Raw genomic sequence first — 22,053 nt, 5'->3', positions numbered from 1 at the left:
TTGATGGGATTCCAACACCTCTTCCCTTCGTGTTGCGGACCGGTTTCACTCCGGCTGACGCGAGCGGCTTCATTACCTCAACCGTATCACTTAGTAATAAGGTGGTGCCATGACCCTTGGTAAATCGCCCGCGTCGGGCAAGATAGTAACGTGCCTAGCCTCATCAATCCCGAGCTCCCGCCGAACGTTGAGATTGCAGTGGGCATGATCGGGAGCCGCGCCCAGGCGGACATGCTCAGACATCTCTGCCGGATGGGGCCAAGTACCGCACGCGAACTTGTGGAAGCCACGGGCATCTCGCGGCCGAGCCTGAATCGTCATCTGGTTGCGCTGGAGGACGTCGGCGCCGTCACCGCTAGCCCCCCACCGGGAGACCGAGCGGGCAAGACGGTTAAGTACACGGCTCAGTTCGATCGAGTACGCGAGGTGGCGGAAAACTACCTGCGGTACGTATCCGGTGAATAACAAGGCTCTCCCTTGGTTCGTGCTAGCCAGGTGCCTCAAGTCTCGCTAGCAATGGTTCAGTTTTATAGAAATAGAGACCCGATGCCTTGACGCCTGGTGCTCAGCGTCAGGCTGACACAGCCAGCACGTTACACGCATGTAGTGAACATGTGCAATGCGCGTAGTGAGCATGGCTTGTTGGTATATCAGGACATGTATGGACGTTATGATGTATGGGTTCCTTTGCTCTTCTTGGACTGGCGCTGGAGGATGAGACCGAATGCTGACGACACGGCGCTGCCTGGCCTGTCTGGTATTCGTTGTGCCAACTGCCGCGCTATCTGGGTTCGCGGTCGTCGTGGCTCGCAAGATCGTCAAGCGTGGCACAAAGGACTACCGCCGGGCCGAAGTGACAAATGATGGACGACGAATCCGCATTGATTTAGACGACTACACCAAAGCTCCAGGTGACTTCGGTGTGTTCGACCCTACGACCGAGCAGTACACGAGAGTCGGCGAGGTCACGCTGATCAATGAGCATCAAAAGTACGTGGAACGGCGGATCGATCTGCATGGCTCCGGGCCGGAACGTCTGGGGCCAATGGTGGATTGGACCCCCGATGTGTTCTTCGAACCGGCGGCGGCCGGCGGGCGTTACGAAGAGGTGCACATTCCCACTGCCTACGGTGCGGCGCCTGCCTGGCGATTCGAAGGCGAGAATACCGCCGTATGGGTGATCCATATTCATGGCAGCTGGACCGACCGCTCGATCATGTTCCGAGATGTCCACGCTTTCAGCCACTTGGGGTTCACCTCCTTGGTACCCTCATTCCGCGGGGATCTGGAGGTCCACCCGCTACAGACCGAGACCAGCCACCTTGGACAGACTGAATGGCGTGACGTGGAAAACGCCGTGACCTACGCCGTAGCTCATGGAGCCAAACAAATCATCCTGTCCGGCTGGTCGATGGGCGGAACGATTGCCTTGCTCACTGCTGAGCGGAGTGCATACCGGGACCGGATCGTGGGAATCGTTCTCGTTGGGCCCGTCACAAGCTGGCGTAAAACCATCACAGCAGGTGCAGCGAAAGCAGGTGTGCCAGAGATTGGGGCCCGCCTTGCCATGGGCCTTCTGCAGGCCCCCGTATTCGCAAAGATGCTCGGGCTGGAGGAACCGATCAACTTCGATGCACTTGAGTGGGTCGACGTGCCTAACCGGGTGACAGTCCCGACACTGGTCTTGCACTCCAGTGCCGACCAAGAGGTTCCCTGGGAGATCTCGGCGGCGTTCCAAGACGCGAATCCTGGAACCGTTACCCTGATTCGCTTACCTGAGGCGCACCATACCCAGGAGTGGAATGCCTCGCCTCCCACTTTCACCACCGAGCTGACCAGTTGGGTCAGCAGGGCGCTCTCTACTGAACCCGCGCATCTAGCTTAGCCTCGATCTGACTGATCCTAGACTGACGAGATTCGGGGAATGCCATCAGGTTTACCCGCTTGTGGTTGTGCAGAACAATCAGGCTTTTGTAGACGCCATTTTCGAGCGTTTCGTTGAAAAGGTCCCATACTGGCTCGACCCGTGACCGATCCGTATTCGTCCTAATCCTCAATGCAGTAAGCCAGAGAGCATCGATCATCCAGAGACGCAACCTCGGGAGCTGTTTCGACAGGAAAAGGATCAGCCACCCCGCAGCCGTCACCGAGAGGCCTAAATAGAAAAGGCGGTCAAACCAGGATCCGATCGCTTGAGCGAAGGCGTCCCAGGGAGAGAAATGGAACAGCACCACGTACGCAATGTGGCACGAACAAGCAGCCGCAACCACGGCCAAACCCGCTGAGAATGTTGCATACAGGCCCCTCGCCTTGTGTCGAAGCATGTAGATGATCCTCAGCACGGTGAACAACAACGCGAGCATGTAAGTGCCGCTGTACGCGGCAGTGGCGAGCTGGTCCATGCGCAAAGCAATGAAGTCCGCATCTGTTGGAGCTTTGTCCTCAATCAGGGCGAAGCTGACAATCATGATGGGAATGCCCAGCAACGGAGCATAGTAAGTCCATTTGACTGGCACGTTTGCTAACCGCCGCACGCTGTCGTTGAAGAAGAAGATCGCTAGTAGCGCGAAGATGGCTTGAAGCAGGTTCGTCACGTTGATGCCACCGAGGTAGCTGTCGATCACCTGTAGCGGTGTAACCGTTCCCAGGACATAGAGCGCCGCGAGGCCGAACATCGATGCCAGCCACGACGCCCGGGATTCCGCCATCTTGACCGCCGAGGGGATCCGAAGTAGGCACAGGGCACTCAGCAGTGCAAACAGCAACAGTTTCATCTAGCAGAGGAAAGGATCAGGATCGAATGAGCTGCGCACACGGGTTTTCTTCGACATGTTAAAAGCAAAGTCCTCCACCCACCGTTCCACCGGATGATTCGGAACGGACCGGCAACTGACGTTGATGGCGTTTGCGGTCTCTTTCAGCATCTCTTCGGAGAGACCAGCCAAGATCAAAGCGTCGTGGGAGTTTTCCAAATATATGTGGCCCAGCTCGTGATAGATGCAGTGAAACTTGTACTGTAAGGAATCCTGCGGAGGGAAATAGATATTGATTCGGTCCTCAAAGTCGGCTTTGAAGGCGGTCAGCGATCCCCAGGAATTATCTTCGAACTCGATCAGATGGATCGGTTTCTCGCAGATCACGGTCAGGCGATCGACAACTTCCTCCATGGATGTCGTGCCGTCTCCACATAATTCGCGAACCTTATCCTGCACAGATGGCAGCTTCATTCATTCCTCGCCGTTCATCGACGCATCGATAATCCTGGTGATTGTCCTGAGGGTCTCTGGAGAGGTAGCGCCCAGGTTTCTCGCGGCGAAGTTCTTCACCTTGAGCTGACGCATCTGGACAAGAAACTCCATCCGCGCTTCGACCTCGGCCGGCGGCTCACTATTGAGGTCACATAGATAAACGGCCGGCACCTCAAAAACGAGCTCCGCAATGCCCCTCAGAAGTTCCTGATCTGTCACAAGGCTGCCAGTTCCATTAGTCAAGTAGGACCAGCGGGTGCGCGACAGGTGGATTCCGTGGGCGGAAAGTGCCTGCTCGACATGAGGATATGTGAGCGCAGTGTTGTTGTCAGACTCCCAGATATCCACCAGGATGCCCATACGTTCCGCTAGCCGCTCCTTCTTCTGTTGTTGTGTAAGGAACACCCTGCGGGCCCCGTTTGCCATCGTTAAAAGCTCCTTCAGCCATAGTCAGCTGCTTGTGATATTGACCGCACACAGAGCAGGCGGACAGGTGACAAATAAATGTTATCTGATGCCATTCGAAGCGTACAGGCAATGCGTAACTACTGAGTTGTGCATGTGCGGAGCATGTATGTAAGCTGTCTTTTGCTCGATCTTTGACAGCGCAATCAGCGCCGCCACAGCCACACTGGGGCGGCTTGTGGAAAAGTGAAAATATCCGACGCTAAGGTTTCCCGGGCGTCATTGACCGGGTGACCAAAAACAAACTGGTCCTCGACTTCTGGCTGAAGCACCACAGAGGCCATAAACCTGCTCCTCATCTACTATCTGGAGCGCAACGACGGCCAGTGGCAAGTGGTTGGTCATCAATTGAGGGGAATGAGCTCATGTGAGAAGGCCTATTTCAAAGAACAGCGACACGGGGTAGAAAATGCGCTGTTTCATTAAATGAAACAGGCATAGTGGGACCCATGGCACTCAAGAAGCTCAGCACAGGACGCCCCAGCTTGGGCGAACGACATACTTTCGCTGCCAAGCTCCCTATCAAGGAAGCCGAGAAGCTTCGAATGATCATTGAGATGGAAGGCACTAATGCGGTTGCCTATATTGCCAAGGTCATGAGTGATCACCTCGCACAAATCGACGTTGAAGAAATGACTGGTCAGGAGGCTTTGCCTATCGATAAGGCCAGTTAAACGAGGAAGGCCCGCAATGTTTGCGGGCCTTCCTGCGAAAAGTCTCAAGCTCTACACCGCAGTTCCGCCAAGAGTTTCGGTGAAGAGCTTCACATAGAAGCAGGGCATTTACATGTCCTTTTCCTTATGGAGTTGAGTCCATCATACACGCGCACGATCTTTTGCAAACGGAATCATGCCCGCCAGCCGTTACCGGCGTGTCGGCTCAACCGTCTCGGTCGGACCGGGAGGAAGCGGCCCGGGCGTGGGCGGCCTTGGCGGCCGAGTTGTCCGGGCAGCACCGGATGAGGTTGTCCAAGGACGGCGGGAAGAACTATCCCACCGGGCATGAACGGGCACTGACCAGGGCACTGCCTTCGGTGCCTGCTGCTGTGCGAATCGTGGCCACCGGTGGACTCGTGCGCAGCCTGTGCCTGGACCTCGACGTCGGCCGGGATGGACTGGGGCAGGTCGAGGCCGACTATGAGGCCATCAAAAGGTTGCTGGCTCGTCTTGGTGGCCGCTGGGTTGAGGACCGCTCCCCCGGCGGCGGGCGGCACATCTACGTCCCCTTTATCGACAGCCTGGCGTTCACCGATGCCCGCCACCTGGTAGAGGCACTGGGCCGGCGCTTTTCGAGCCTGGATCCCTCGCCGCACCAAAGCGCCGAAACGGGGTGTATCCGCCCCCCTGGCAGCCTTTGGAAGCGCGGCGGCTACCAGTCGCTGACGATGCCGCTCTCCGAAGCCTACGACGTCGCCAAACGCCGAAACGGCTACAGCGTCCGTCAAGGCCTCCAAAAGGACCTGGCCGAAGAACTGGCCATCGTCACCCAGCACCGCCGGCCCTCCCTGACCGTGGTCGAAGACGACGTTGAGCAGCTGCCCCTTCCGGCGGGAACCAAACGGGCGCTGCCGGCCGATAAGCAGTCGATGGCGCGCTCGGGTGCCTATGACATCGCCCGGTACGCCTCCGCCTCGGAGGCCCGCCAGGCCATTATGGCCTCAGCGGTCGCGTGCGGGTGGGAACTGACCGACATTCTGCGGCACATGCAGCAGAATTCCTGGCCGGGAATGACCGCCTTCTATGCCAGGTACCGGCCGCACAGCCGGGCCAAAGAACTCCGTAACGACTGGCGCGAAGCGGTGCGCTACGTCACCGCACAGAGAAAAAGAGCGTCCCCACTGGCTGCCGGGAATAACAATGACCGTAAAAGAGACACAAGCCGGTTAAATACACAGGGGGGAGGAGGGACTGTACTGACGGAGCACCAATTCCTGCGCGGCTGGAGAACCACGCTGGGCAGCTATGAGCAAACGTTCCTGGGTACCCGCGCCGGGCTTGGCTACAGGATGCTGCTGCGGGCACTGGGTGAGGGTGCGCATAAGGCAGAGTCGCGGTTCATCGAATTCGGTACACGATCGCTTTCGCTCGGTACAGGCACTCACGCCAGTACCGTGGCCCGGCAGTTGCGGGAACTGGCCACTATGGCCAATCCCATGATCCGTCTGGCGCAGGAGGCCAAAGGTACGCACGGAGATCTCTACGAACTCGTTATCCCCGCTGCCTACCAGCGCGACCAGGAGTCCAGGGAGTGGGCCAAAGGCAAACTCCATGCTTTACGGCCAGTGTTCTACGAGCTGGGGATCCCGGCAGCGTTTGTGTATGAGGCGATTGAACAAGGCGACGGTCGCTGGCGGAGCGCGGATCTCGCCCGTCAAACCGGCCTCTCCCCCAGCACCGTTAACATGGCCCTTGAAACCATGTGTGCCTGGAACATGATCGAACGCCGTAACGGCGTATGGTCCATCGTCCCAACCACCAGTCTGCGAACGCTGGCAGAATACTTCGGAGTGCTCGACCACATCGCGGGATGCTTACAACGGCACCGGCAGGAACGCGCCAACTGGCGCGACTGGCTGGCAAAACGGGCTTTTTACGGGTCCATCATCGCCTCCCCCGACGACGACTACCCCTACTGGGACAGCGACGGACCACCAGAAAGGGAAACGACTATGCCCGATCTCCTGAACTGGCCAACGGCCGTCATTGCCTAAACCGACAAGGAAGAGCGCAGGTAAGGCCATAAGGCAAATAGGAAGCCATATTATAAGGTCAACTGGTAACGTTGTGTGTTAGTAAATAGGGTGCCGGGTTTGACAATCAACTCTTGTACTAGCGTGAGTCGCTGCAAGAAATTGAGCACTACCTCTCATATTCTGATCAATAGATCATCACGCAGTTTATTCAGTGAGAGGAACAATAAGAATGGCAAGATCCCTTACAGCCCCAGCTGCTAATAGTGTCGTCAGTGCGAAAGCTATTGATCGCGTTGTTTGCCTGGCAAATGGAAAGGGCGGAGTCGGAAAGACGACGACCGCAGCGAATGTCGGAGCTTACGTTGCGTTGGCTGGCTCGAGGGTCCTAATGGTCGATTTGGATCCGCAGGGAGACTTAGCCCGAGACCTAGGGTATGAGTCCCAGACAGGTGAGGATCTCCTGAGGGTTCTCATGAGCGGGGGAACGCCCAACGTTCTGCGGAATGTGAGAGAGAACTTAGACGTAATACCGGGAGGGCAAGCCCTGGAGGATATACAGGGCGTCATGGTGTCTAGGTCCAGCAGGGCGGGTGCCCCGGATTTTGGCGACATGCTCTACGCTGTCATCGCACCAATAGCCGAGGAATATGATCTTATTCTCATCGATACGCCGCCGGGGGAACGGACTCTCGTTGAAGGCGCTTTCGCCATATCAAGCGCTGTCGTCATTCCCACGAAGTCCGATGATGCAAGCATCGACGGTGTAGAACGTGTGGCTCGGCGGTTCATAGCCGTCCGCGATCGGAACCCCTCACTCCAGCTGGCTGGAGTGGTGCTATTTGGGGTCGGTCCGCGATCACTGAGGTTGGAGCGTAGCGTCCGTCAAACACTGGAGGACATGCTTGGCGACGTGGCCCCTGTATTTGAAACCCGAATCAGAAACTTGGAGAGTGCGAGTGCAGATGCCCGCAAGAAGGGACTGCTATTCCACGAATTGGAAGGGGCAGTCACCGAGGCTCAAAGACTCAGGCTCAAAGCACTACGGGCCGGAGAGAAACCTGCAGATGGATTTTTCTCTCGCAATGCAGGTGGTCTGGCCGAGGAATTCGAGACGCTGACGGGTGAGATACTCTCCAGACTCAACGACATAGAAGCCGGGAGCGACTCATGAACGCAGAACGCCGGAGTCTCCAGGAAGCCTTCGCGCCGGCACCAGTGTCGTCGACCAGGGGAACCAAACTAGCAGGATTACTGCCGCCTAAGCGTCGAAATGCAGAAACCAGCCCCAACGTAACTAAGCCAGTAGTCGCGAAGTCCGACGTCGATATCCAGTCGTCCCCGGTTCCAGTAGTAGGCAAGCCGAAACCGGCCGAAGTAGAGAGCGCGTCGGAGAAGGTCCCGGGTCCGTTGAAGAACGTCGGCGTGTACATTGAGCCAGAACTCCTGACGCGGCTAAAGGAATGGACCAGGCAACAGCAAGTCACCTATTCAGACCTTCTCGTCGAGGCCTTCGACCACGTCGAAGATACAGCCATAGCCAAGGAATTCGAACCGCAAAAAGTGTCCGCGGAGCACGGGATGCCGAGGCGGGTGCGCAGGCCGCGGGGAACGGCAGGGATTCAGATCCAACTTCGACTGGATCGCAACCAAGTGGAATGGCTTGAGGATAAAGCGCAAAGGTTGGGAGCTCCATCGAGAAGCGCCTGCGTATCCACCGTCTTGAAGCTCTACATGAGCCAACTACAAAAATAGCGGTCAACGCATTGAGGAAGGACTTGATTCGTCTCGGCGATTTGATTCGACAACTAGGGTTTCTGGGAGCGATTGACGACCTTGAGGTGTCCCTCGACTGACGCCACCGCTTGGACGCAATGCCGCATGATGATGCCCCGGCCTACAGGCCGGGGCATTTCTGTGCCCGGCTGGGGGAGTGGGCCTGCCGGCTGTGCCTGTTGGTGTACCTGGTACTCGCTTGCTCGTTCCAGGGATGCGGTCCTCACTTCGTTCGGGCTGTTGGCCGTCCGCTCCTGACGTCGCGCCCGGGCGGTTTTTCTTTTTTTGCTGCTGTCCTTCGGATCGTACGTGCCTGCTCCACCAGCCCAACAGCTGACGCTGCTGCGTGCCCGGGCAATGTGTCCGGCGCTCCTGCGTCGCTTATTTCCTCCCACATTGCCCGTGCTCTTGCCCTGACGGGTTGTCCCGGCTCCGACAGGCACAGCTCCGCAAGCTTCGCCAGCAGGCAAAAACAACGGGGGAGAGGGGCCACTGCTGGACCACCACAGCCCCGAAACCTCACCACTGCGAGAAGGAGCAACACATTATGAGCACCGAGACAATCACCCGGACCGTCACCAAGGACACCGGCGAAACCATCAACGCGCCCGGCCTGCCAGCCGACGACCGGACCGGGGACGGCTACGACTGGATGGAAACTCTCACCGGCACCGGCTGGTCGGCATTGCCGAACTGGGGGAGCGAGGGCTGGGGCGCCGGAGCATGGCCCTACATTATCTTCGCTGTCGCACGGCACCGCGACGGGGTAGGGGAACTGTTTGGCTACGGCACCTACGTTGAAGGGGACACCCGCACCTGCTGGTTCCGCTCACAAGCGGAGTGTTTCGAGGCGATCACCGAAGAAGTGTTCTTCCACTGGAACATGGGCCAATCCCACGGACCACAGGACCTGCCCGAAGCCGCAGCTGAACTGCCCGGCAGGGACCGGCTGCCCTACCCCGGCTGGACCAGCTGACAAGCCGCCTCCAGCAGGCACCCCCGCCCCCTTTTGGCGGCGGGGGTCCCGCGCCCGGCCCGGACGGAGCCGGCCCAGCCGAAAACGGGCCCTGGTACTCGCCCGCTCGCACCAGGAAGCGGACCTCCGCTGCCGCTGCGGACTGTGCTGCCGGCGGCTCCTACGTCGCCACCGGCAGGGATCTATCTATTTTTTGCTGCTGTCCTTCGGATTATGCGTGCCCGCTCCACCGGGTCAACAGCTGACGCTGCAGCGCGCCCGCCCCGAATGTGTCCGGCGCTCCTGCGTCGCTTATTTCCTCCCACATTCGGCCCGGCCGCTTGCCCTGCGGGCTGACCCGGCTCCGTCGGGCACAAGCAAGCGGGCTTGCCAGCAGGCAAAAAACAACGGGGGAGAGGGGCCACTGCTGGATCACCACAGCCCTAAACCTCACCACTGCGAAAAGGGAGCAACACATGAGCAAGTCAGCAATTTCCGTAAAGTCCGCCGCCGACATTCTGGCCTACGTCCTGCACACACTCGGATTCACCCCGCGTGAATCCTTCGTGTTCATCACCATGCACGGCGGGCGGGTCGGAGCAACCCTTCGGCTGGATGCGCCGGAGAACATCGACCCTGTCCAGTTCGCGGGAACCGTGACGGGTTACCTCGGCCACGACGCCGGAGCGGACGGGACGCTGTTCATCGCCTACACCGATCACACCGCCACGGGCGGAAACAAGCCCTACAGCGACCACGCACACGCGCTGGAAACCGCGCTGGAGGCCGCAGGCACACCCATCCGCGACGGCTGGCTGGTCACCGGGCAAAGCTGGAGGACATACTTCTGCAACGGCGAGGACTGCTGCCAGGGGCACCCGCTGGATGAAATCACCGACAGCACACTCAACGCCCACATGATCTACGCCGGGTCGAACCCCGAGCGCGATGCGGCGACGGCGGCGCCGTTTACCGGCGATGCCGCCAACCTCGGCCAGATCAGCGGCCACGTCACCGGCTGGACCGTCACCGATCCGACCGACTGGACCGCGCCCGTCATGGCGGAGAACCGGGCACTGTGGCAGGAAACCATCGGCACCGACCCGGACCAGGACACCGCCCTGCAACTGGTGGCCGCCCTGCACGTGCCGGCAGTGCGTGACCGGATCATCGCCGACACCATCAACACCGACGACGATCTGGAGGCCTACACCGCCACCCTGATCGGCGCGTACAAGGGAAAGCCGGACTGGCGCCGCGTCGAGGCGACCGAGCAACTGGCAGTCGACCTGCTCCGGCACACCCCGGATGAGGCCCGCGCACCCTTGTTCGCGATGCTCGGCTGGATCCACTGGTACAAGGGCAAAGGCTCCACCGCGCACGCCTGGCTGAGCCAAGCCCTCGAAGCACAGCCCGGGCACAAGCTCGCCGCCCTGATGCTCCAACTCGTGGGCACCGGCACCCTCGCCGAATGCGTCAAAAACCAGAACACCGCCTACCAACGCTGACCAATAACAGAGGCAGGGGCAGGGAACCACGGATTCCCTGCCCCTGCCAAGGTTCTGCAGATGCGCGGCGGCGGCCTCCCCCGCTTCGCTCCTCCGGCCGCCGCATCACACGACACCCGCTGACCCACGGCTGCCATCACGTGCTCCACCGGCCCGCACACGCCCACCGAAACACCGAGCTATTAACAAGGAAAACCCCCATGCCCGGCACCGACCTCATTTACTCCCAGCGCAACACCGCATATGCCCCACCAGGCACCGCCGAAACCGCCATCGCCAACATCCTCCCAGCACACGCGGCCGCCGGCGGCAGGCCCGACCTGCAATGGTCCACCAGGGAAGCATGACCGCCCCGATTGACTGCATGGGCACAACAAAACGGCCTCACTGGCGTTCGGACTCACAACCGGCTCCTAAAGACCGCCGCCGGCAAAACAATGTTTATTTGCTGCTGTCCTGCCGATGATGTGCCCCCGCTCCACAGCGTCAACCGGCCTGCGGCCGGCCGCACCCGCACAGCAATGTCTCCGGCGCTCCTGCGTCGCTTATTTCCTTCCACATTCCCGTTGCGACCACGGCCCTGCGGGTTGAGCACTGCTCCGTCGGGGACAAGCAAGCGGGGCTTGCCAGCAGGCAAAAAACAATGTGGGGAGGGACCAACCGCTTCGACCACCACAAAACCGGCCCGGGCCACATCTTTCTGCCAATCCGTGTTTCTGTGTATCCGTGTTTTCGGTTTATAAAAAGACCATAAAAACCCTTCAGTTACGGGGATAAACCCTGTTTATTCAGATGAATAAAGGATAGAATGGAGGCAGTAGCACAGCAGTTGACTCTTACTAAAACCGATACGAAACCAAGGACTGAGCGCGATGACCATCACCATTTACACCAAACCCCAGGGGTGTTTCGGCTGCGCGAAAACCAAAGACCTTTTCAAGGCCGCGGGTGTCGCGTTCACGGAGGTGGATATCAACACGAACGAGCAGGCGCTTGAATACATCAGCGAAGAGCTTGGCTACGCGCAGGCTCCCGTCGTCGTCTACGACAAAGACGGCACAGAGGACCACTGGTTGGGGCTGAATCCGGAGAAAATCAACCAGGTGATCCGGCTGGATCAGGCACGCTAAAGCCCGAGCGCGAGAACTACGGCACCGGCCAGCAATGACAACACCAAAACCACGACGAAAGGAAAGTTGATCACCATGTCAGGCGAAACCATCATCACCGTAGTAGGGAACCTCACCGCGGATCCGGAGCTGCGCTTCACTCCTTCAGGCTCGGCCGTCGCGAATTTCACCATCGCCTCCACGCCCCGCGCGTTCGACCGGCAGGCCAATGAGTGGAAAGACGGAGAAACCCTGTTCCTGCGTGCCTCTGTGTGGCGCGAATCAGCCGAAAACGTGGCCGAAACCCTCACCAAGGGAACCCGGGTCATCGCCCAGGGCCGGCTCAAATCGCGCAGCTTCGAGACCAGGGAAGGCGAAAAGCGCACCGTCTTCGAACTCGAAGCCGATGAAGTGGGCCCCTCACTGCGCTACGCCTCCGCGAGCATCAACCGCCGGCAGTCCACCAGCGGGGGAGGGGCAGCCCGCCAGGGCGACAACCCGCCGGCCGGTCAGCAGGACGACCCATGGGCAGCACCCGCAAATGCCGGTAACAACGGTGGATGGGGGAGCGGCCCCGAGCAGAACGAACCACCGTTCTAAAACCCTTTTGTCGGTGGCCGGTACTACGCTGGCCACCGACACCACACCCAGGAGGAAAACACCTATGTCCGACGATGAAACCCCCGCAGTTGTCCAACGCGCCGACGACGCCTACGAGGCCGTCCGGGCGATCAATCACCTGACCATCAACGCCCGTTCGCTGCCGGCACCGCTCGTGTACAGCATCCTGGGGAACCTCAAAATGCTCGGACACTCCCTCCCGCAAACCTGCACCCAAATCGCCTCAGGGCTCGGCAGATCCCTGGAGACCCATGACGTGTATGAGGACGAAGGCGGCGACCCCGTGCAATCGATCGCGACCGCCACGGACCACCTCACCCGCGCCGCGCAACTGGCCGCTCAACTGGGGGAAGAGCTGGCACAAGCACAAAGCGCGATCAACCGGCAGGGCTACAACGAGCCCACAGCTTGACCCTACGGTCACGGTCATCGTCGTCAGCTTTTTCGTATAAACCCGGGCATCCCCGTCCAAGGATTCCGTGCGTGATAAGTGAGTAGTGGAGTAATGAGTAAACGAAAACCGGCGTCCTTCACCCCGTACTTCACACAGAAGGACGCGGACCAGGTACGCGCCGCATTATTGGCAGCGGGCCAGGCCGAGGGATACCGTTCGGTAACGGACCTTATCGAAGCGGCAGTGCTGCGGGAAGTGAAACGACTGCAGCGCAGACACAACCAGGGCAAAGCGTGGGAACCGGTACCAGCCGGCGCGCTGCGCCCGGGCAGGCGCACCCTCAACGAAGAGAAACACCGCCGCTGAACAGATTTCCTTTCGCAGGGAAAGCAAGAAAGAAACGGGGCCGGAAACTGTGTGGTGCGGTTTCCGGCCCCGCCTTCCAATTATTCAGAACATGGACTCACCAAAGGAGAGCACGGTCATGAGCACCGGTACTGAACCCCGGTTCCTGTCGATTAAGGACGTCGCTAAGGAACTGGCAGTCGGAGAGCCAACCGTGCGGAACCTGATCCATACCGGGGACCTGCCCGCCATTCAAATAGGCGGCCGGAACATCTGGCGGGTGGAACGGTCCAAGCTCGAGGAGTTCATCTCCGCCCAGTACGGGCGGGCCGAAGCAGACCGGACAGAACTGGACAACGTCGAAGCCACCGAGGACTAAGCCTCCAGTCCGGCCGCCTCATCTACAGTTCAGGCGTGTGCCGGCATTTGTTGGGTCGAAGGTCCCTCCAACTCAGGGTAGATTAGGTCATGTTGCCCGCCTTCCTTTATGGGTGCGAGTGATTCTGGAGCCTGCTGACGCTGGTTCCGTTTGGCCGGCAGGCCCCGGTGGATGGTTCCCCCCAACCTTGCTTCACCGGTTCCTGCCGGCCACTCTTATCTCCGCTGTGACCGTTGCCGATAGCCGGCAACCAGGTTCCGGCACTGCCTGCACCGGCAACCGTGCTGGTACGCGGAGTGCGTTCCGTGCTCCAGGGCAGGGTTCCGGCCCTCCATTAGCGCTTCCTCGAACTGTTGGGCCCATTCAGTGTTGTGCCGGCCCAGACCGAACAGCAACTGCTGGGGCACACCGGTCATGCGCGCCATTTCCGCCGGCGACCGGCCCGAGGCAAGTCCGGCCAGGATCACCGGCGCGTGCGGCGCTACCCGTCCCCACGCCGCGGAGCGGTATTCGCGTTCATACCGGATCCGCGAAGGCTCGCGTCTGTCATTCCACCCCGGGACAGCTTTTTCGAGCTGTGCGGCCCTGTCGGTACGGAGGGTGCCGTTGCGGGCCCGGCTGCGTTGCCTGTTGATGAACAGTGCCAGGGACCATTCGGCCTCACCGGCTTTGTCGCTGCGCTTTGGAACCCGGCCGTTGGCTGCAGTGAAGGCTTGGAGTTCGGCCATGCGGGCGTCCCACTTCTCATCCTCGTTCCTGGTCCTGCCCGGTGTCCGCCAGTTTTGGAGGCTGTTGTCGAGCTGTTGGATGCGTTCTGCGCTGAGTTCGCCGCGGCTGTCCAGGCGGCGGGCGTGGTACAGCCACATCGCCGTCTTCTCCTCGGCCGGATCACCGCTGTGCCGTCGAGGCAACCTGCCATGGGCGCTCTGAAACTCCACGGCGCTGACCAACGCCTGGTCCCAACGCCTATCCATGACAGCGAGTCTATAACCGGGAGGGAATTGAGGCCGGGCCATCCCCGAGGCTCTAATCGAGCCAGATCCCCGTGAGTAAATGCGAGCCTCTGCGGGACCGTTCACCCGGAGGGGCCCGAAATGATGGCGGCGCTTACCCGACTGGACGATGGCCCGGAATCATTCCTCACCCCGATGCACAACAGAAGGGAACGAACTGGCAGTCGTCAAGGCTGGTTAAAGTATCGCCACGATCCCGCTTACCCGGGCTGCACGGAGACCGTGGTCATCGTGGACCTCAGTCTTGAGGTCGTGGCTGAAAGCAGAAGGTACGATTGATGCCAAGCAGTGTCTGCTGGGCATTCCGGTCCCCAGGGTGTTCACTCAGGAGCACGGGCATGAATTCTTCCCGGCTATAGGCACCGAAGTAGGCAGAGCATGAATCAGCAAACCCAACAACGCAGCACTTCACTGGCAGCCAACGACGCTGACCTCACCCCAGAAGACCTGTGGCTGAAATACTTCAGCGTCGGCGGCGATTTGGGAGAACTCGAACTGGATGCGTATCTGCATGGGCTGTACCCGCTTCCTGCAGCGGATCGGGACCTGATCGCTCTTGCACTCAACGAATTGATCGATGACCTCCCACAATGCCGCAGGGCGGCCAGTTCGTATGACCTGCCGGGGAGCTAGCGGACAAGCGGTCACCGGCATGCCGTCCGCCGTTGCGCTAGCGGGAGTTGTTTCAGTCCGTCAGCAGTCTTTGAGGTGCTGGCATCTTTAGTGGTCGAAGTGAGTCTCCGGCTGTGCGCCCGCTCCGGCCCCCGACACAATCGTTGTGGCAAGTTCGCGGAGTTTGACGTTGCGGTGTGAGGACGCCTTTTTCAGAATTTCAAACGCCTCGGCCTGGCTGCAGCGGCTCTGAGTCATGATGACCCCGATGGCGATGTCGATCACGGTGCGCGATTCCATGGCCGCTTTCAGATCCGTGACCGCCTCGCTGTGCCGGGCGATCCGCACGGCCAGGCGCAGGGACCTGGCGGCCTCACCGGCGTAATCGGAGGCCTTCTCCACAGCCTCATCAGTAAATTTGCCCGCCGTGCTGGAGTATAGATTCAGTGCGGCCTTCGCGTCTCCAGACAGGTCGAAGGGAACCGCGAGGACCGAATGCACGCCCCGGCCGGTGATCGCGGCGATATAGTCCGGCCAGCGCTGCTCAGTCCTCAGATCCGGAATCTGGACGAAGTGTTGTTCCCTGGAGGCCGTCAGGCAAGGGCCGTCTTTGAACTTATATTGCACCTCGTCCATGGCCTGGGCGCGTTCGCTGCTGCTGGCCACCGTCGCGGCCTTTTTCTGACGCAGCAAGGTGATGCCGCATAAGAGGTCCTCGTCGTCACTGAGCGACTGCACGGCGTGTAGGCACAGTTCGTTGAGGAATTCTCCCACGTCCGCCGAATCGAGCACAGCATCATAGAGGTATTCGTCGGTGCTTAGGTCGGTGATTTCGCTGCTCATCACAGCCCCCGTACTTGGTTACGCCGGAACCCACATGGAAGAAAATTTCACGCCCGGAGCACCATCGGGCATGCAAAGGGGAAAAATCGGCCACCAAGCCGGCACAGCTTGTCAGCGGCGCGCTACTTGACCGTCCCCACCAGTCTAACGGCCACGGTCAAACAATCACATGAACAAACATCGACTCTACGCAGCGTTCGCTGCGTGAACCGCATCTTGGTCGCCTGCGAGTCTGCGCCTGATACCTATGATTCAGCCGCCGAAGTTGCCGGGAAGCATGCCGGTCAGCTCCTGAGGGTCGATCCCGATGCCGAACAGTAATTCCACGTCTTTAACCGGATCCACTTTGGCCGGCAACTCGGAATCGGCCCGGTTGGCTGCAGCATCCTCGCCTTTGAACTTGAGGTGATTGATGACTTGCTCTTTCGAAATTTGCATATGTAACCTTCGCGAATGACGATAGCGCGCCCGCTTCCCGGCTTCTCTTTCTGAGGGGGAGTGAGCGATTCGGTCAGCGGTGCTGTCAACCTCGCCATCGCCGTTCAGAAACACGCTTGGAGGGTTCAGCTTCAGGGACAATTGCATGCGCCGCTTGGGGACGGCGCACTGCTTGACCGCTCCTTCTACACTACAGGCAGGCATAGAAATGCGGCCGGCAATGGGTTTTACTGTTTTGGCGAACGGAATTCCGCGGGGATCCACAGAGCAAATGGAACAGCCCTTTCTCATCAACTATTCGCGGTAAAGCGGTTCCGGTTCACGCAGTACTGCGTGCAACAATTCCGAATCTAGAGGCGGCTGATGTTCTCTGCCTGCAGCCCCTTGGAGCCCTGGACAACGTCGAACTGGACTTTCTCGTTCTCCTCCAGGGAACGATACCCACCGCCGGTGATGGCTGAGAAGTGCGCGAAGACGTCGGCGCTTCCATCGTCCGGGGCGATAAAGCCGAATCCCTTTTCGGCGTTAAACCATTTCACTGTTCCTATGGCCATAATGATTCTCCTATCGTTTTGCGGTTTTTAGTGGTCGAAGTGTGTCTGTGGCCGCGCACTGGTTCATGTTCCGGCGCCTATTTGCCCGGCGAGGTCGCGGAGTTTGATGTTGCGGTGTGAGGATGCCTTCTGAACGAATTCGGACGCTTCGTCCTGGCTGCATCAGCTCTGACACATGATGATGCCAGGCGCAGCGAACGCGATGCCTTGAAGGGCGCTCTGCTTGACCGTGTTAGCAATTTTAGTGTCCGGTCAAACAATGCGGTTGGCCGGGATCAGGGATGGAACTTCAGGGGCAGGTCTTGACTGTTTTTGTTCGTCTGGGCGTGGAAGCCCGAAACGGTGCCGCCGGTCGGCGGGCACCAGGGGCAGGTAGCCGTGGTGAGTGGCAATGAAGTACCGCATCAACGGGCAGTAAGGCAGTACCTCGATCCGCCGGCGCTGGGCATCATTGAGGACGGCACGTATCAGCGCTTCGCCGAAACTGATGTTCCGGAAATCCCGGCTCAGTTGTGTCAGCGTGAAGCGGAACTGCCCCTGATCCATCTCATACGCCACGAAACCTGCAACTGCGCCGCCCTGGTATGCCTCGAACCGGTGAAGCTCACGATTAAGATGAACGGCCACCACCGGCTCGGCAACCTCTTTGACCGCGGTCGGCAAACGTCGCTTGCTCATGCCGCAACCAACTTGCGGCCAGCGTGGGATACAGGACAGCTGGGGAGAACAGGCGGAGCGATGACGCTCACGTTTCCATCAAACCCCCGTACCCGCCAGGGGTCGTTATCGACGGCTTGGCCGGCGGCAAATGCATGCAGTTGGTCCAGGCCCGCCGGCTCAATGTGGTGTGCGGCCGAAAGATCGACCGTGACCATCAGCCCGTCTTTCAGCGCGTGGGCGCGCCGGATTAAGGGCAATAAAGAAGCAGCTGGAGGCGGTCAGGCATCCGCCGACTTCAAGACAAACGGTGCTTTGATCAATGTCAACGCGTACGGTGACACGCAGTTTGTGGTCCACAGTTTCGCTTCCAAAACGAGAGATCCATGGGCCAACTGCTCAACCCGGCAGATAGATTATCGTAAGTGTGCTGATTATTGCAAGGACACTGCGTGGTCAGCGGCGCCCCGCCCTGAGTCGTGCAGTACCGACCGATATCGGTCATATCCGGCACGGCCGCCGGCAACCTACCCGTCGAACGTGATCTCCTTGGCAACAATGGCATCGGCATAGTCGCCCAGATCCGGTCCGGGTTTAAAATCGACGAACTGCCCCTCGAGCTTTTCGACGAGAAATTCATAGACAGTATCGCGGTCTGCGTCCGGAAGTGTTTGAGCCGCTTCACGGGCAGCGACCTGTAGGGCCCGGTCAGCGTCGTTCAGTATTTTCTGCCGCGCCTCTTCGTTCCATTTAACGTCACTGATATTCATCAGCAGCCTCCAACCTTCGACATTCATGGGTTTCGCTTTTCAAGGGCCGCCTGCACATATGAAGCCAGCGCATTTGGTGCCCGAACTGTTGAGCGTTCTGCTCTTACAGTCCATTGATATGGTAAGTAGACTGTTTGTTCTACAGGTGAGATATTTTACCTGCTATTGAACGGGAGACCATAGAAGGAGCAAGTGATTCATTATGGGTAATCTGCTATCGCGCTCAATGCACGACCTCGGGGCGGCAGCATGGTTTGGCGGTTCTCTGATGGGCGCCGTCGGGCTCAACGGGGCCGCTGCACAGGCAAAGGATCCGCAGGAACGCACCCGGCTCTCCAGCGTCGGATGGAAGAAATGGACTCCGGTACAGGTCGCAGCGTTCGGCGTGCATGCCATCGGTGGGATCGGAACCATCCTGGACAATAAATCCCGCCTCGCCGCCCAAGAGGGAGAGCCGGCCAACACTGTCGTGAAGTCGGTCATCACCGTGGCCGGTATGGCCGCCACCCTGTACTCCGGCGTGCTGGGCAAAAAGGTGGCCAAGCTCGCCAATGAAGGCGGTGCAGGTGCCACTAAACCCCGCCCGGGAGCGTCGAAGGAACTGGCTTCGGCACAGAAGCAGTTGCAGATGCTGCAGTGGTCGCTGCCTCTTTTCAGTGGAGCGGTGATCATCCTCGGTGCCAGGGAAGGGGAACTGCAACGCCCCCAAAGCCTGATCTCCCGCCTGACCCAGTAGGCCCATGCGGTTCATATAACGAGGAACAAAACGACCAGAACGATGGAGGTAAACAGTGCCTGAGAACACTGACGTGCAAAAAGTTGTGGAGCTGATCAACGACTCAAATATCGGAATGCTCACCACAATCAACGAGGATCAGCAACTGGTGAGCCGGCCTCTGGCCGTTCAGCAGGTTGAATCCGATGGTGACATGTGGTTCTTCACCCACCGGGACACCACTCAGGTGGCTCACGCCCAGACCGATCCCAGAGTTAATATCTCATTCAGCCAGAGGGACGCCTGGGTTTCAGTCAGCGGTGAAGCGCAGGTGGTCGAAGACACCGCCAAGGCAAAGGAACTGTGGAACGCCGCCGTTGAGGCATGGTTCCCGGACGGCCCCGAAACCCCCGGTCTCGTCTTTATCAGGGTAAACGCCGAGTCCGCCGAATACTGGGACACCCCCGGCGGGAGCATGGCCACCGTGGTGAAATTCATCAAATCCAAGACCACCGGCGGACATCCCAATGTAGGACGAAACCAAACCGTCGATCTATAGGCGGATGCCCCCGTCGTCCTGGCGACGAGGACAACATTAGGAGAACGCCATATCCATGTTAACGAACGAGGAAGGTGGACCCGCCAGACTTATAGAGCCGGGATCCTTACTGCACCCGCAGCCTTCAGTGGCAGGCGCACCCGGCTCAGTTGCGGCGATACCGGGAAGCAGTGTGTGATGAGGCCAGCGGGTGCGGATGGACAGTGGATGAAGGGCTGGGCGGCGATTCAACCGGGACAACCGGTCAGGTTGCGTCACGGCGAGGAGGGCCACTGCATCCAAGGTGTGCTTGATACGCAGACCGAGGACGGCTCCGTCGTATGGGTCCAAATGGATAACGGCGCCGGCCGCCGGCTGATCCACCGCGACGACGGTTACCGTCTTGCGGGAGCGGGCGAGTAACTCCAGCAGCTTAGAAATACGTTCGGTTTATGTTGCTGACGGGTCGATTTGGTCGAAAGCGGCCGATAGTTCATCCTCGCCAGGCAAAGCGTCTCTTTCCGCCGGCGGTAATGACTCGTAGGTGTACGTGGAGACGGCCATGGGGGAGTCCGACCTGCCCAGGGCGTAGCGGACGCTATGCTCGTTCTTACTCCCGCAGATCAGTATCCCGACCGTCTCACCGTGAGCGGGGCGTTTGAGTTTGTCGTCGACCAGGGCCACATAGAAGTTCAGTTTCCCTGCGTACTCGGGCTGGAATTTTCCGGTCTTGAGCTCGATGACGAAGTAGCGCAGCTGTTCGACATGGAAGAACAGCAGATCAACATAGAAGTCGTCCTCGCCGACCTCGAAATGCACCTGCCGGCCCACAAAGGCGAACCCCGGCCCCAGTTCCCGCAGGGTTTCGACGATCCGCTCCGTCAACGCCTGTTCCAGTTCCCGTTCGGCGACTTCACCGGAGAGCCCCAGGAATTCGAACGTGTATGGGTCCTTCGCCACCTGCTGTGCCAGTTCCGAATCCGTGGCAGACAGCTGCCGGGAGAAATTCGACGGCGCCGCCCCTGTGCGTTCCATCGACTTATTCATAATCATGTTCAACAACACGTTCCGCGACCAGCCATACTCGACGGCCGCGGCCGCGTACCACCGACGTGCGGCCGGATCGTCCAGCTTGTCCAACAGGGTGGTGATGTGGCCCCACGGCAATTGTCCAACAGCCTGTTGGACAATTACTTCACCGCTCCAGGCGGCGGCAAAAGCCCGCATATAGTGCAGATTGCTTCGCGATAAGCCGGTCATCTCGGGAAACTCGGCCCTGAGGTCGGACGCGAGCTGGGCGACTATTTTGCTTCCCCAGCCCCGGCGCTCCTGCTGCACCAGAATCTCGCTTCCAATGTGCCAGTACAGCTCAATGAGCTGGGTATTGACCACACGTTGCGCCTGAACCCTGGCATCCCGAACGCGACGCTTGAGCACGTCGAGCGTCTGGCTGTAACCGTCGGGCAGAACAAGATCAGCAGGCGTCATGGAACTCATTCTCTCGAAATCCGTATGTCCCAAGCGAATTACCCCGCTGGAACGGACAAACCCTGCGGTTGTTGGAAGGAGACTCATCTTCCTGCCCAGCAAGGGGCAACCGGTTATGAGCGGTTAGCGCCCGACATATGCTGCCAGACCGCCGAATCAAGCGAGCTTGGTGTGCAACCAAGCTCGGCAGACGCCTTTTTGTGCACGTTTGCCAGAGCCGTATAGCTCAAAATGGGCCATACCGGACCCTATCTATGTGCACCAGACCTCGTTTGTTGGGTCTGTTTGATCCCCGACTGGCGGGCAGTCTGCCTTGTTTCCACACTGTTATCCCCACTGTGGATAATTCGAACCTATGTTCTAATTATAGAATGATGAAACAGGAAGCTACCGCCTGGGTTCGTGACGGAGAGCAGTACGTGCGTGCCAACGGAGTGGTCCTTGAATGGGGGAGAGGCGCCGTATTGTTGGAGTGGCTCGCTGCGGACGAGACCAGTCGGCAGTCGTGGCTGCAATCGTCATCCGTGACATGGTGCCGGCCCGGAATCGCACGATGAGCGTCGAAGACGAGTTGTCACCTGCAAAACGTTCCGTCGAAGAAGGAGACAGAAGCCGTGGAGCTGAGGTGCCGGCCAGACGCTCTTCGTCCAAGTGGCGGTTCAAAGTGACGTAATTGCCCGTTATTAGCTGGAACTGTGCTTGCAGAATCCGGAATCGAGGGCTTGCCGGATATCCCGCCGGCCGTTGCCTTTGGGCGTCCTTGATAGGGGTGTGGCACCCGTCCCGGGTTGGGATGGGTGCCACACAGTTCCTTGAGGGGCTGGTTAGAGCAGTCCGCCCAGCAGGCCCTCGTTGTCGGATCCGCCGTAGTAGGCGTTGTCCGTGGTGCTGTCGGCCGAGGTGTCGGCGTCGACATTGCTGCCGGCGTCTGAATCG

At 59.4% G+C, this 22,053-nt stretch carries 28 protein-coding genes and 1 pseudogene; 19 read left to right on the top strand and 10 right to left on the bottom strand.

Annotated elements, in window-relative coordinates:
* The first annotated feature begins 150 nt into the window (after positions 1-150).
* Both ACX80B_RS17465 and ACX80B_RS17460 read left to right on the top strand, forming a co-directional pair.
* The gene (locus ACX80B_RS17465; RefSeq protein ID WP_459298521.1) at positions 151-465 is read left to right on the top strand and encodes a MarR family transcriptional regulator; all 315 of its coding nucleotides are present in this window, start codon (positions 151-153) and stop codon (positions 463-465) included.
* 259 nt (positions 466-724) lie between these two features.
* The gene (locus tag ACX80B_RS17460) at positions 725-1,885 is read left to right on the top strand and encodes an alpha/beta hydrolase family protein (RefSeq protein WP_459298519.1); all 1,161 of its coding nucleotides are present in this window, start codon (positions 725-727) and stop codon (positions 1,883-1,885) included.
* Here the strand turns inward: ACX80B_RS17460 and ACX80B_RS17455 are convergent.
* The 3 genes from ACX80B_RS17455 to ACX80B_RS17445 are packed head-to-tail and all read right to left on the bottom strand — an operon-like array spanning position 1,860 to position 3,674.
* Positions 1,860-2,774, bottom strand: coding sequence for a hypothetical protein (locus tag ACX80B_RS17455; RefSeq protein ID WP_459298517.1), 915 nt, complete (start codon positions 2,772-2,774; stop codon positions 1,860-1,862). The genes ACX80B_RS17460 and ACX80B_RS17455 overlap by 26 nt on opposite strands.
* Complete coding sequence (locus ACX80B_RS17450; protein WP_459298515.1) at positions 2,775-3,227, bottom strand: hypothetical protein; 453 nt, start codon at positions 3,225-3,227, stop codon at positions 2,775-2,777.
* Positions 3,228-3,674, bottom strand: coding sequence for a hypothetical protein (locus ACX80B_RS17445; protein ID WP_459298513.1), 447 nt, complete (start codon positions 3,672-3,674; stop codon positions 3,228-3,230). It abuts the gene before it with no gap.
* A gap of 488 nt (positions 3,675-4,162) precedes the next feature.
* Between ACX80B_RS17445 and ACX80B_RS17440 the strand changes: the two genes are divergently transcribed.
* From ACX80B_RS17440 to ACX80B_RS17385, 12 genes are all read left to right on the top strand, one after another.
* Positions 4,163-4,387, top strand: a complete 225-nt coding sequence (locus tag ACX80B_RS17440) for a hypothetical protein (RefSeq protein WP_459298511.1) — start codon at positions 4,163-4,165, stop codon at positions 4,385-4,387.
* A gap of 197 nt (positions 4,388-4,584) precedes the next feature.
* The gene (locus tag ACX80B_RS17435) at positions 4,585-6,423 is read left to right on the top strand and encodes a helix-turn-helix domain-containing protein (RefSeq protein WP_459298509.1); all 1,839 of its coding nucleotides are present in this window, start codon (positions 4,585-4,587) and stop codon (positions 6,421-6,423) included.
* Positions 6,424-6,634: 211 nt separating this feature from the next.
* Positions 6,635-7,576 (top strand): ParA family protein, encoded by a 942-nt coding sequence (locus tag ACX80B_RS17430; RefSeq protein WP_459298507.1) that lies wholly within the window; start codon positions 6,635-6,637, stop codon positions 7,574-7,576.
* The gene (locus ACX80B_RS17425; protein WP_459298505.1) at positions 7,573-8,157 is read left to right on the top strand and encodes a hypothetical protein; all 585 of its coding nucleotides are present in this window, start codon (positions 7,573-7,575) and stop codon (positions 8,155-8,157) included. Before ACX80B_RS17430 ends, ACX80B_RS17425 begins: the two co-directional genes overlap by 4 nt.
* 568 nt (positions 8,158-8,725) lie before the next feature.
* A complete protein-coding gene (locus tag ACX80B_RS17420; protein WP_459298503.1) occupies positions 8,726-9,154 on the top strand; it encodes a hypothetical protein in 429 nt (142 codons plus the stop codon).
* Positions 9,155-9,609: 455 nt separating this feature from the next.
* Positions 9,610-10,641, top strand: a complete 1,032-nt coding sequence (locus ACX80B_RS17415; RefSeq protein WP_459298501.1) for a DUF4192 domain-containing protein — start codon at positions 9,610-9,612, stop codon at positions 10,639-10,641.
* A 200-nt stretch (positions 10,642-10,841) separates the two neighbouring features.
* Positions 10,842-10,988 carry a hypothetical protein gene (locus ACX80B_RS17410; protein ID WP_459298499.1) on the top strand — a complete coding sequence of 49 codons (147 nt, stop codon included), beginning with the start codon at positions 10,842-10,844 and terminating at the stop codon, positions 10,986-10,988.
* A 525-nt stretch (positions 10,989-11,513) separates the two neighbouring features.
* A complete protein-coding gene (locus tag ACX80B_RS17405; protein WP_459298497.1) occupies positions 11,514-11,771 on the top strand; it encodes a glutaredoxin family protein in 258 nt (85 codons plus the stop codon).
* Between the two features lie 75 nt (positions 11,772-11,846).
* Complete coding sequence (locus ACX80B_RS17400) at positions 11,847-12,350, top strand: single-stranded DNA-binding protein (RefSeq protein WP_459298495.1); 504 nt, start codon at positions 11,847-11,849, stop codon at positions 12,348-12,350.
* 64 nt (positions 12,351-12,414) lie between these two features.
* On the top strand, positions 12,415-12,783 hold the full coding sequence (locus ACX80B_RS17395) for a hypothetical protein (RefSeq protein ID WP_459298493.1): 369 nt from the start codon (positions 12,415-12,417) through the stop codon (positions 12,781-12,783).
* 93 nt (positions 12,784-12,876) lie between these two features.
* Positions 12,877-13,131, top strand: a complete 255-nt coding sequence (locus ACX80B_RS17390; protein ID WP_459298491.1) for a ParB family protein — start codon at positions 12,877-12,879, stop codon at positions 13,129-13,131.
* Positions 13,132-13,249: 118 nt separating this feature from the next.
* Entirely contained in the window at positions 13,250-13,489 is a 240-nt protein-coding gene (locus ACX80B_RS17385; RefSeq protein WP_459298489.1) for a helix-turn-helix domain-containing protein, read from the top strand.
* 215 nt (positions 13,490-13,704) lie between these two features.
* On the opposite strand, the gene ACX80B_RS17380 is transcribed toward ACX80B_RS17385, so the two are convergent.
* Positions 13,705-14,463 (bottom strand): helicase associated domain-containing protein, encoded by a 759-nt coding sequence (locus ACX80B_RS17380; RefSeq protein WP_459298487.1) that lies wholly within the window; start codon positions 14,461-14,463, stop codon positions 13,705-13,707.
* A 145-nt stretch (positions 14,464-14,608) separates the two neighbouring features.
* Between ACX80B_RS17380 and ACX80B_RS17375 the strand changes: the two are divergent.
* Positions 14,609-14,683 (top strand): annotated as a pseudogene (locus tag ACX80B_RS17375) (hypothetical protein); the annotation flags it as partial.
* Between the two features lie 197 nt (positions 14,684-14,880).
* The gene (locus ACX80B_RS17370) at positions 14,881-15,135 is read left to right on the top strand and encodes a hypothetical protein (RefSeq protein ID WP_459298485.1); all 255 of its coding nucleotides are present in this window, start codon (positions 14,881-14,883) and stop codon (positions 15,133-15,135) included.
* Positions 15,136-15,222: 87 nt separating this feature from the next.
* Here the strand turns inward: ACX80B_RS17370 and ACX80B_RS17365 are convergent, their stop codons facing one another.
* The 5 genes from ACX80B_RS17365 to ACX80B_RS17345 all read right to left on the bottom strand — a co-directional run bounded on the left by ACX80B_RS17365 (position 15,223) and on the right by ACX80B_RS17345 (position 18,376).
* Positions 15,223-15,957 (bottom strand): ANTAR domain-containing protein, encoded by a 735-nt coding sequence (locus ACX80B_RS17365; protein ID WP_459298483.1) that lies wholly within the window; start codon positions 15,955-15,957, stop codon positions 15,223-15,225.
* 252 nt (positions 15,958-16,209) lie between these two features.
* Positions 16,210-16,659, bottom strand: a complete 450-nt coding sequence (locus ACX80B_RS17360) for a hypothetical protein (protein ID WP_459298481.1) — start codon at positions 16,657-16,659, stop codon at positions 16,210-16,212.
* Positions 16,660-16,745: 86 nt separating this feature from the next.
* Complete coding sequence (locus ACX80B_RS17355; RefSeq protein ID WP_459298479.1) at positions 16,746-16,949, bottom strand: cold-shock protein; 204 nt, start codon at positions 16,947-16,949, stop codon at positions 16,746-16,748.
* A 252-nt stretch (positions 16,950-17,201) separates the two neighbouring features.
* Complete coding sequence (locus ACX80B_RS17350; RefSeq protein WP_459298477.1) at positions 17,202-17,627, bottom strand: N-acetyltransferase; 426 nt, start codon at positions 17,625-17,627, stop codon at positions 17,202-17,204.
* 506 nt (positions 17,628-18,133) lie between these two features.
* The gene (locus ACX80B_RS17345; protein ID WP_459298475.1) at positions 18,134-18,376 is read right to left on the bottom strand and encodes a hypothetical protein; all 243 of its coding nucleotides are present in this window, start codon (positions 18,374-18,376) and stop codon (positions 18,134-18,136) included.
* A 199-nt stretch (positions 18,377-18,575) separates the two neighbouring features.
* Between ACX80B_RS17345 and ACX80B_RS17340 the strand changes: the two genes are divergently transcribed.
* The 3 genes from ACX80B_RS17340 (at position 18,576) to ACX80B_RS17330 (ending at position 20,052) form a co-directional block, all read left to right on the top strand.
* Positions 18,576-19,112 (top strand): hypothetical protein, encoded by a 537-nt coding sequence (locus tag ACX80B_RS17340; RefSeq protein WP_459298602.1) that lies wholly within the window; start codon positions 18,576-18,578, stop codon positions 19,110-19,112.
* A gap of 55 nt (positions 19,113-19,167) precedes the next feature.
* Entirely contained in the window at positions 19,168-19,650 is a 483-nt protein-coding gene (locus ACX80B_RS17335; RefSeq protein WP_459298473.1) for a pyridoxamine 5'-phosphate oxidase family protein, read from the top strand.
* Positions 19,651-19,824: 174 nt separating this feature from the next.
* Complete coding sequence (locus tag ACX80B_RS17330; RefSeq protein ID WP_459298471.1) at positions 19,825-20,052, top strand: hypothetical protein; 228 nt, start codon at positions 19,825-19,827, stop codon at positions 20,050-20,052.
* Positions 20,053-20,079: 27 nt separating this feature from the next.
* Here ACX80B_RS17330 and ACX80B_RS17325 read toward each other — a convergent pair whose 3' ends face one another.
* Positions 20,080-21,117, bottom strand: coding sequence for a PDDEXK nuclease domain-containing protein (locus ACX80B_RS17325; RefSeq protein WP_459298469.1), 1,038 nt, complete (start codon positions 21,115-21,117; stop codon positions 20,080-20,082).
* Between the last annotated feature and the right edge of the window lie 936 nt (positions 21,118-22,053).

The sequence above is a fragment of the Arthrobacter monumenti genome (assembly GCF_054511255.1).
The sequence above is the reverse complement of the archived record's forward strand: the minus strand, read 5'-3'. Positions and strand labels throughout refer to the sequence as shown.

Excerpts from the sequence above, each read along its gene's own strand:
- ACX80B_RS17460 (WP_459298519.1), top strand. The coding sequence starts at position 725 with ATGCTGACGACACGGCGCTGCCTGGCCTGTCTGGTATTCGTTGTGCCA.
- ACX80B_RS17455 (WP_459298517.1), bottom strand. The coding sequence starts at position 2,774 with ATGAAACTGTTGCTGTTTGCACTGCTGAGTGCCCTGTGCCTACTTCGG.
- ACX80B_RS17450 (WP_459298515.1), bottom strand. The coding sequence starts at position 3,227 with ATGAAGCTGCCATCTGTGCAGGATAAGGTTCGCGAATTATGTGGAGAC.
- ACX80B_RS17445 (WP_459298513.1), bottom strand. The coding sequence starts at position 3,674 with ATGGCAAACGGGGCCCGCAGGGTGTTCCTTACACAACAACAGAAGAAG.
- ACX80B_RS17440 (WP_459298511.1), top strand. The coding sequence starts at position 4,163 with ATGGCACTCAAGAAGCTCAGCACAGGACGCCCCAGCTTGGGCGAACGA.
- ACX80B_RS17430 (WP_459298507.1), top strand. The coding sequence starts at position 6,635 with ATGGCAAGATCCCTTACAGCCCCAGCTGCTAATAGTGTCGTCAGTGCG.
- ACX80B_RS17425 (WP_459298505.1), top strand. The coding sequence starts at position 7,573 with ATGAACGCAGAACGCCGGAGTCTCCAGGAAGCCTTCGCGCCGGCACCA.
- ACX80B_RS17420 (WP_459298503.1), top strand. The coding sequence starts at position 8,726 with ATGAGCACCGAGACAATCACCCGGACCGTCACCAAGGACACCGGCGAA.
- ACX80B_RS17415 (WP_459298501.1), top strand. The coding sequence starts at position 9,610 with ATGAGCAAGTCAGCAATTTCCGTAAAGTCCGCCGCCGACATTCTGGCC.
- ACX80B_RS17410 (WP_459298499.1), top strand. The coding sequence starts at position 10,842 with ATGCCCGGCACCGACCTCATTTACTCCCAGCGCAACACCGCATATGCC.
- ACX80B_RS17405 (WP_459298497.1), top strand. The coding sequence starts at position 11,514 with ATGACCATCACCATTTACACCAAACCCCAGGGGTGTTTCGGCTGCGCG.
- ACX80B_RS17400 (WP_459298495.1), top strand. The coding sequence starts at position 11,847 with ATGTCAGGCGAAACCATCATCACCGTAGTAGGGAACCTCACCGCGGAT.
- ACX80B_RS17395 (WP_459298493.1), top strand. The coding sequence starts at position 12,415 with ATGTCCGACGATGAAACCCCCGCAGTTGTCCAACGCGCCGACGACGCC.
- ACX80B_RS17390 (WP_459298491.1), top strand. The coding sequence starts at position 12,877 with ATGAGTAAACGAAAACCGGCGTCCTTCACCCCGTACTTCACACAGAAG.
- ACX80B_RS17385 (WP_459298489.1), top strand. The coding sequence starts at position 13,250 with ATGAGCACCGGTACTGAACCCCGGTTCCTGTCGATTAAGGACGTCGCT.
- ACX80B_RS17380 (WP_459298487.1), bottom strand. The coding sequence starts at position 14,463 with ATGGATAGGCGTTGGGACCAGGCGTTGGTCAGCGCCGTGGAGTTTCAG.
- ACX80B_RS17370 (WP_459298485.1), top strand. The coding sequence starts at position 14,881 with ATGAATCAGCAAACCCAACAACGCAGCACTTCACTGGCAGCCAACGAC.
- ACX80B_RS17365 (WP_459298483.1), bottom strand. The coding sequence starts at position 15,957 with ATGAGCAGCGAAATCACCGACCTAAGCACCGACGAATACCTCTATGAT.
- ACX80B_RS17355 (WP_459298479.1), bottom strand. The coding sequence starts at position 16,949 with ATGGCCATAGGAACAGTGAAATGGTTTAACGCCGAAAAGGGATTCGGC.
- ACX80B_RS17350 (WP_459298477.1), bottom strand. The coding sequence starts at position 17,627 with ATGAGCAAGCGACGTTTGCCGACCGCGGTCAAAGAGGTTGCCGAGCCG.
- ACX80B_RS17345 (WP_459298475.1), bottom strand. The coding sequence starts at position 18,376 with ATGAATATCAGTGACGTTAAATGGAACGAAGAGGCGCGGCAGAAAATA.
- ACX80B_RS17325 (WP_459298469.1), bottom strand. The coding sequence starts at position 21,117 with ATGACGCCTGCTGATCTTGTTCTGCCCGACGGTTACAGCCAGACGCTC.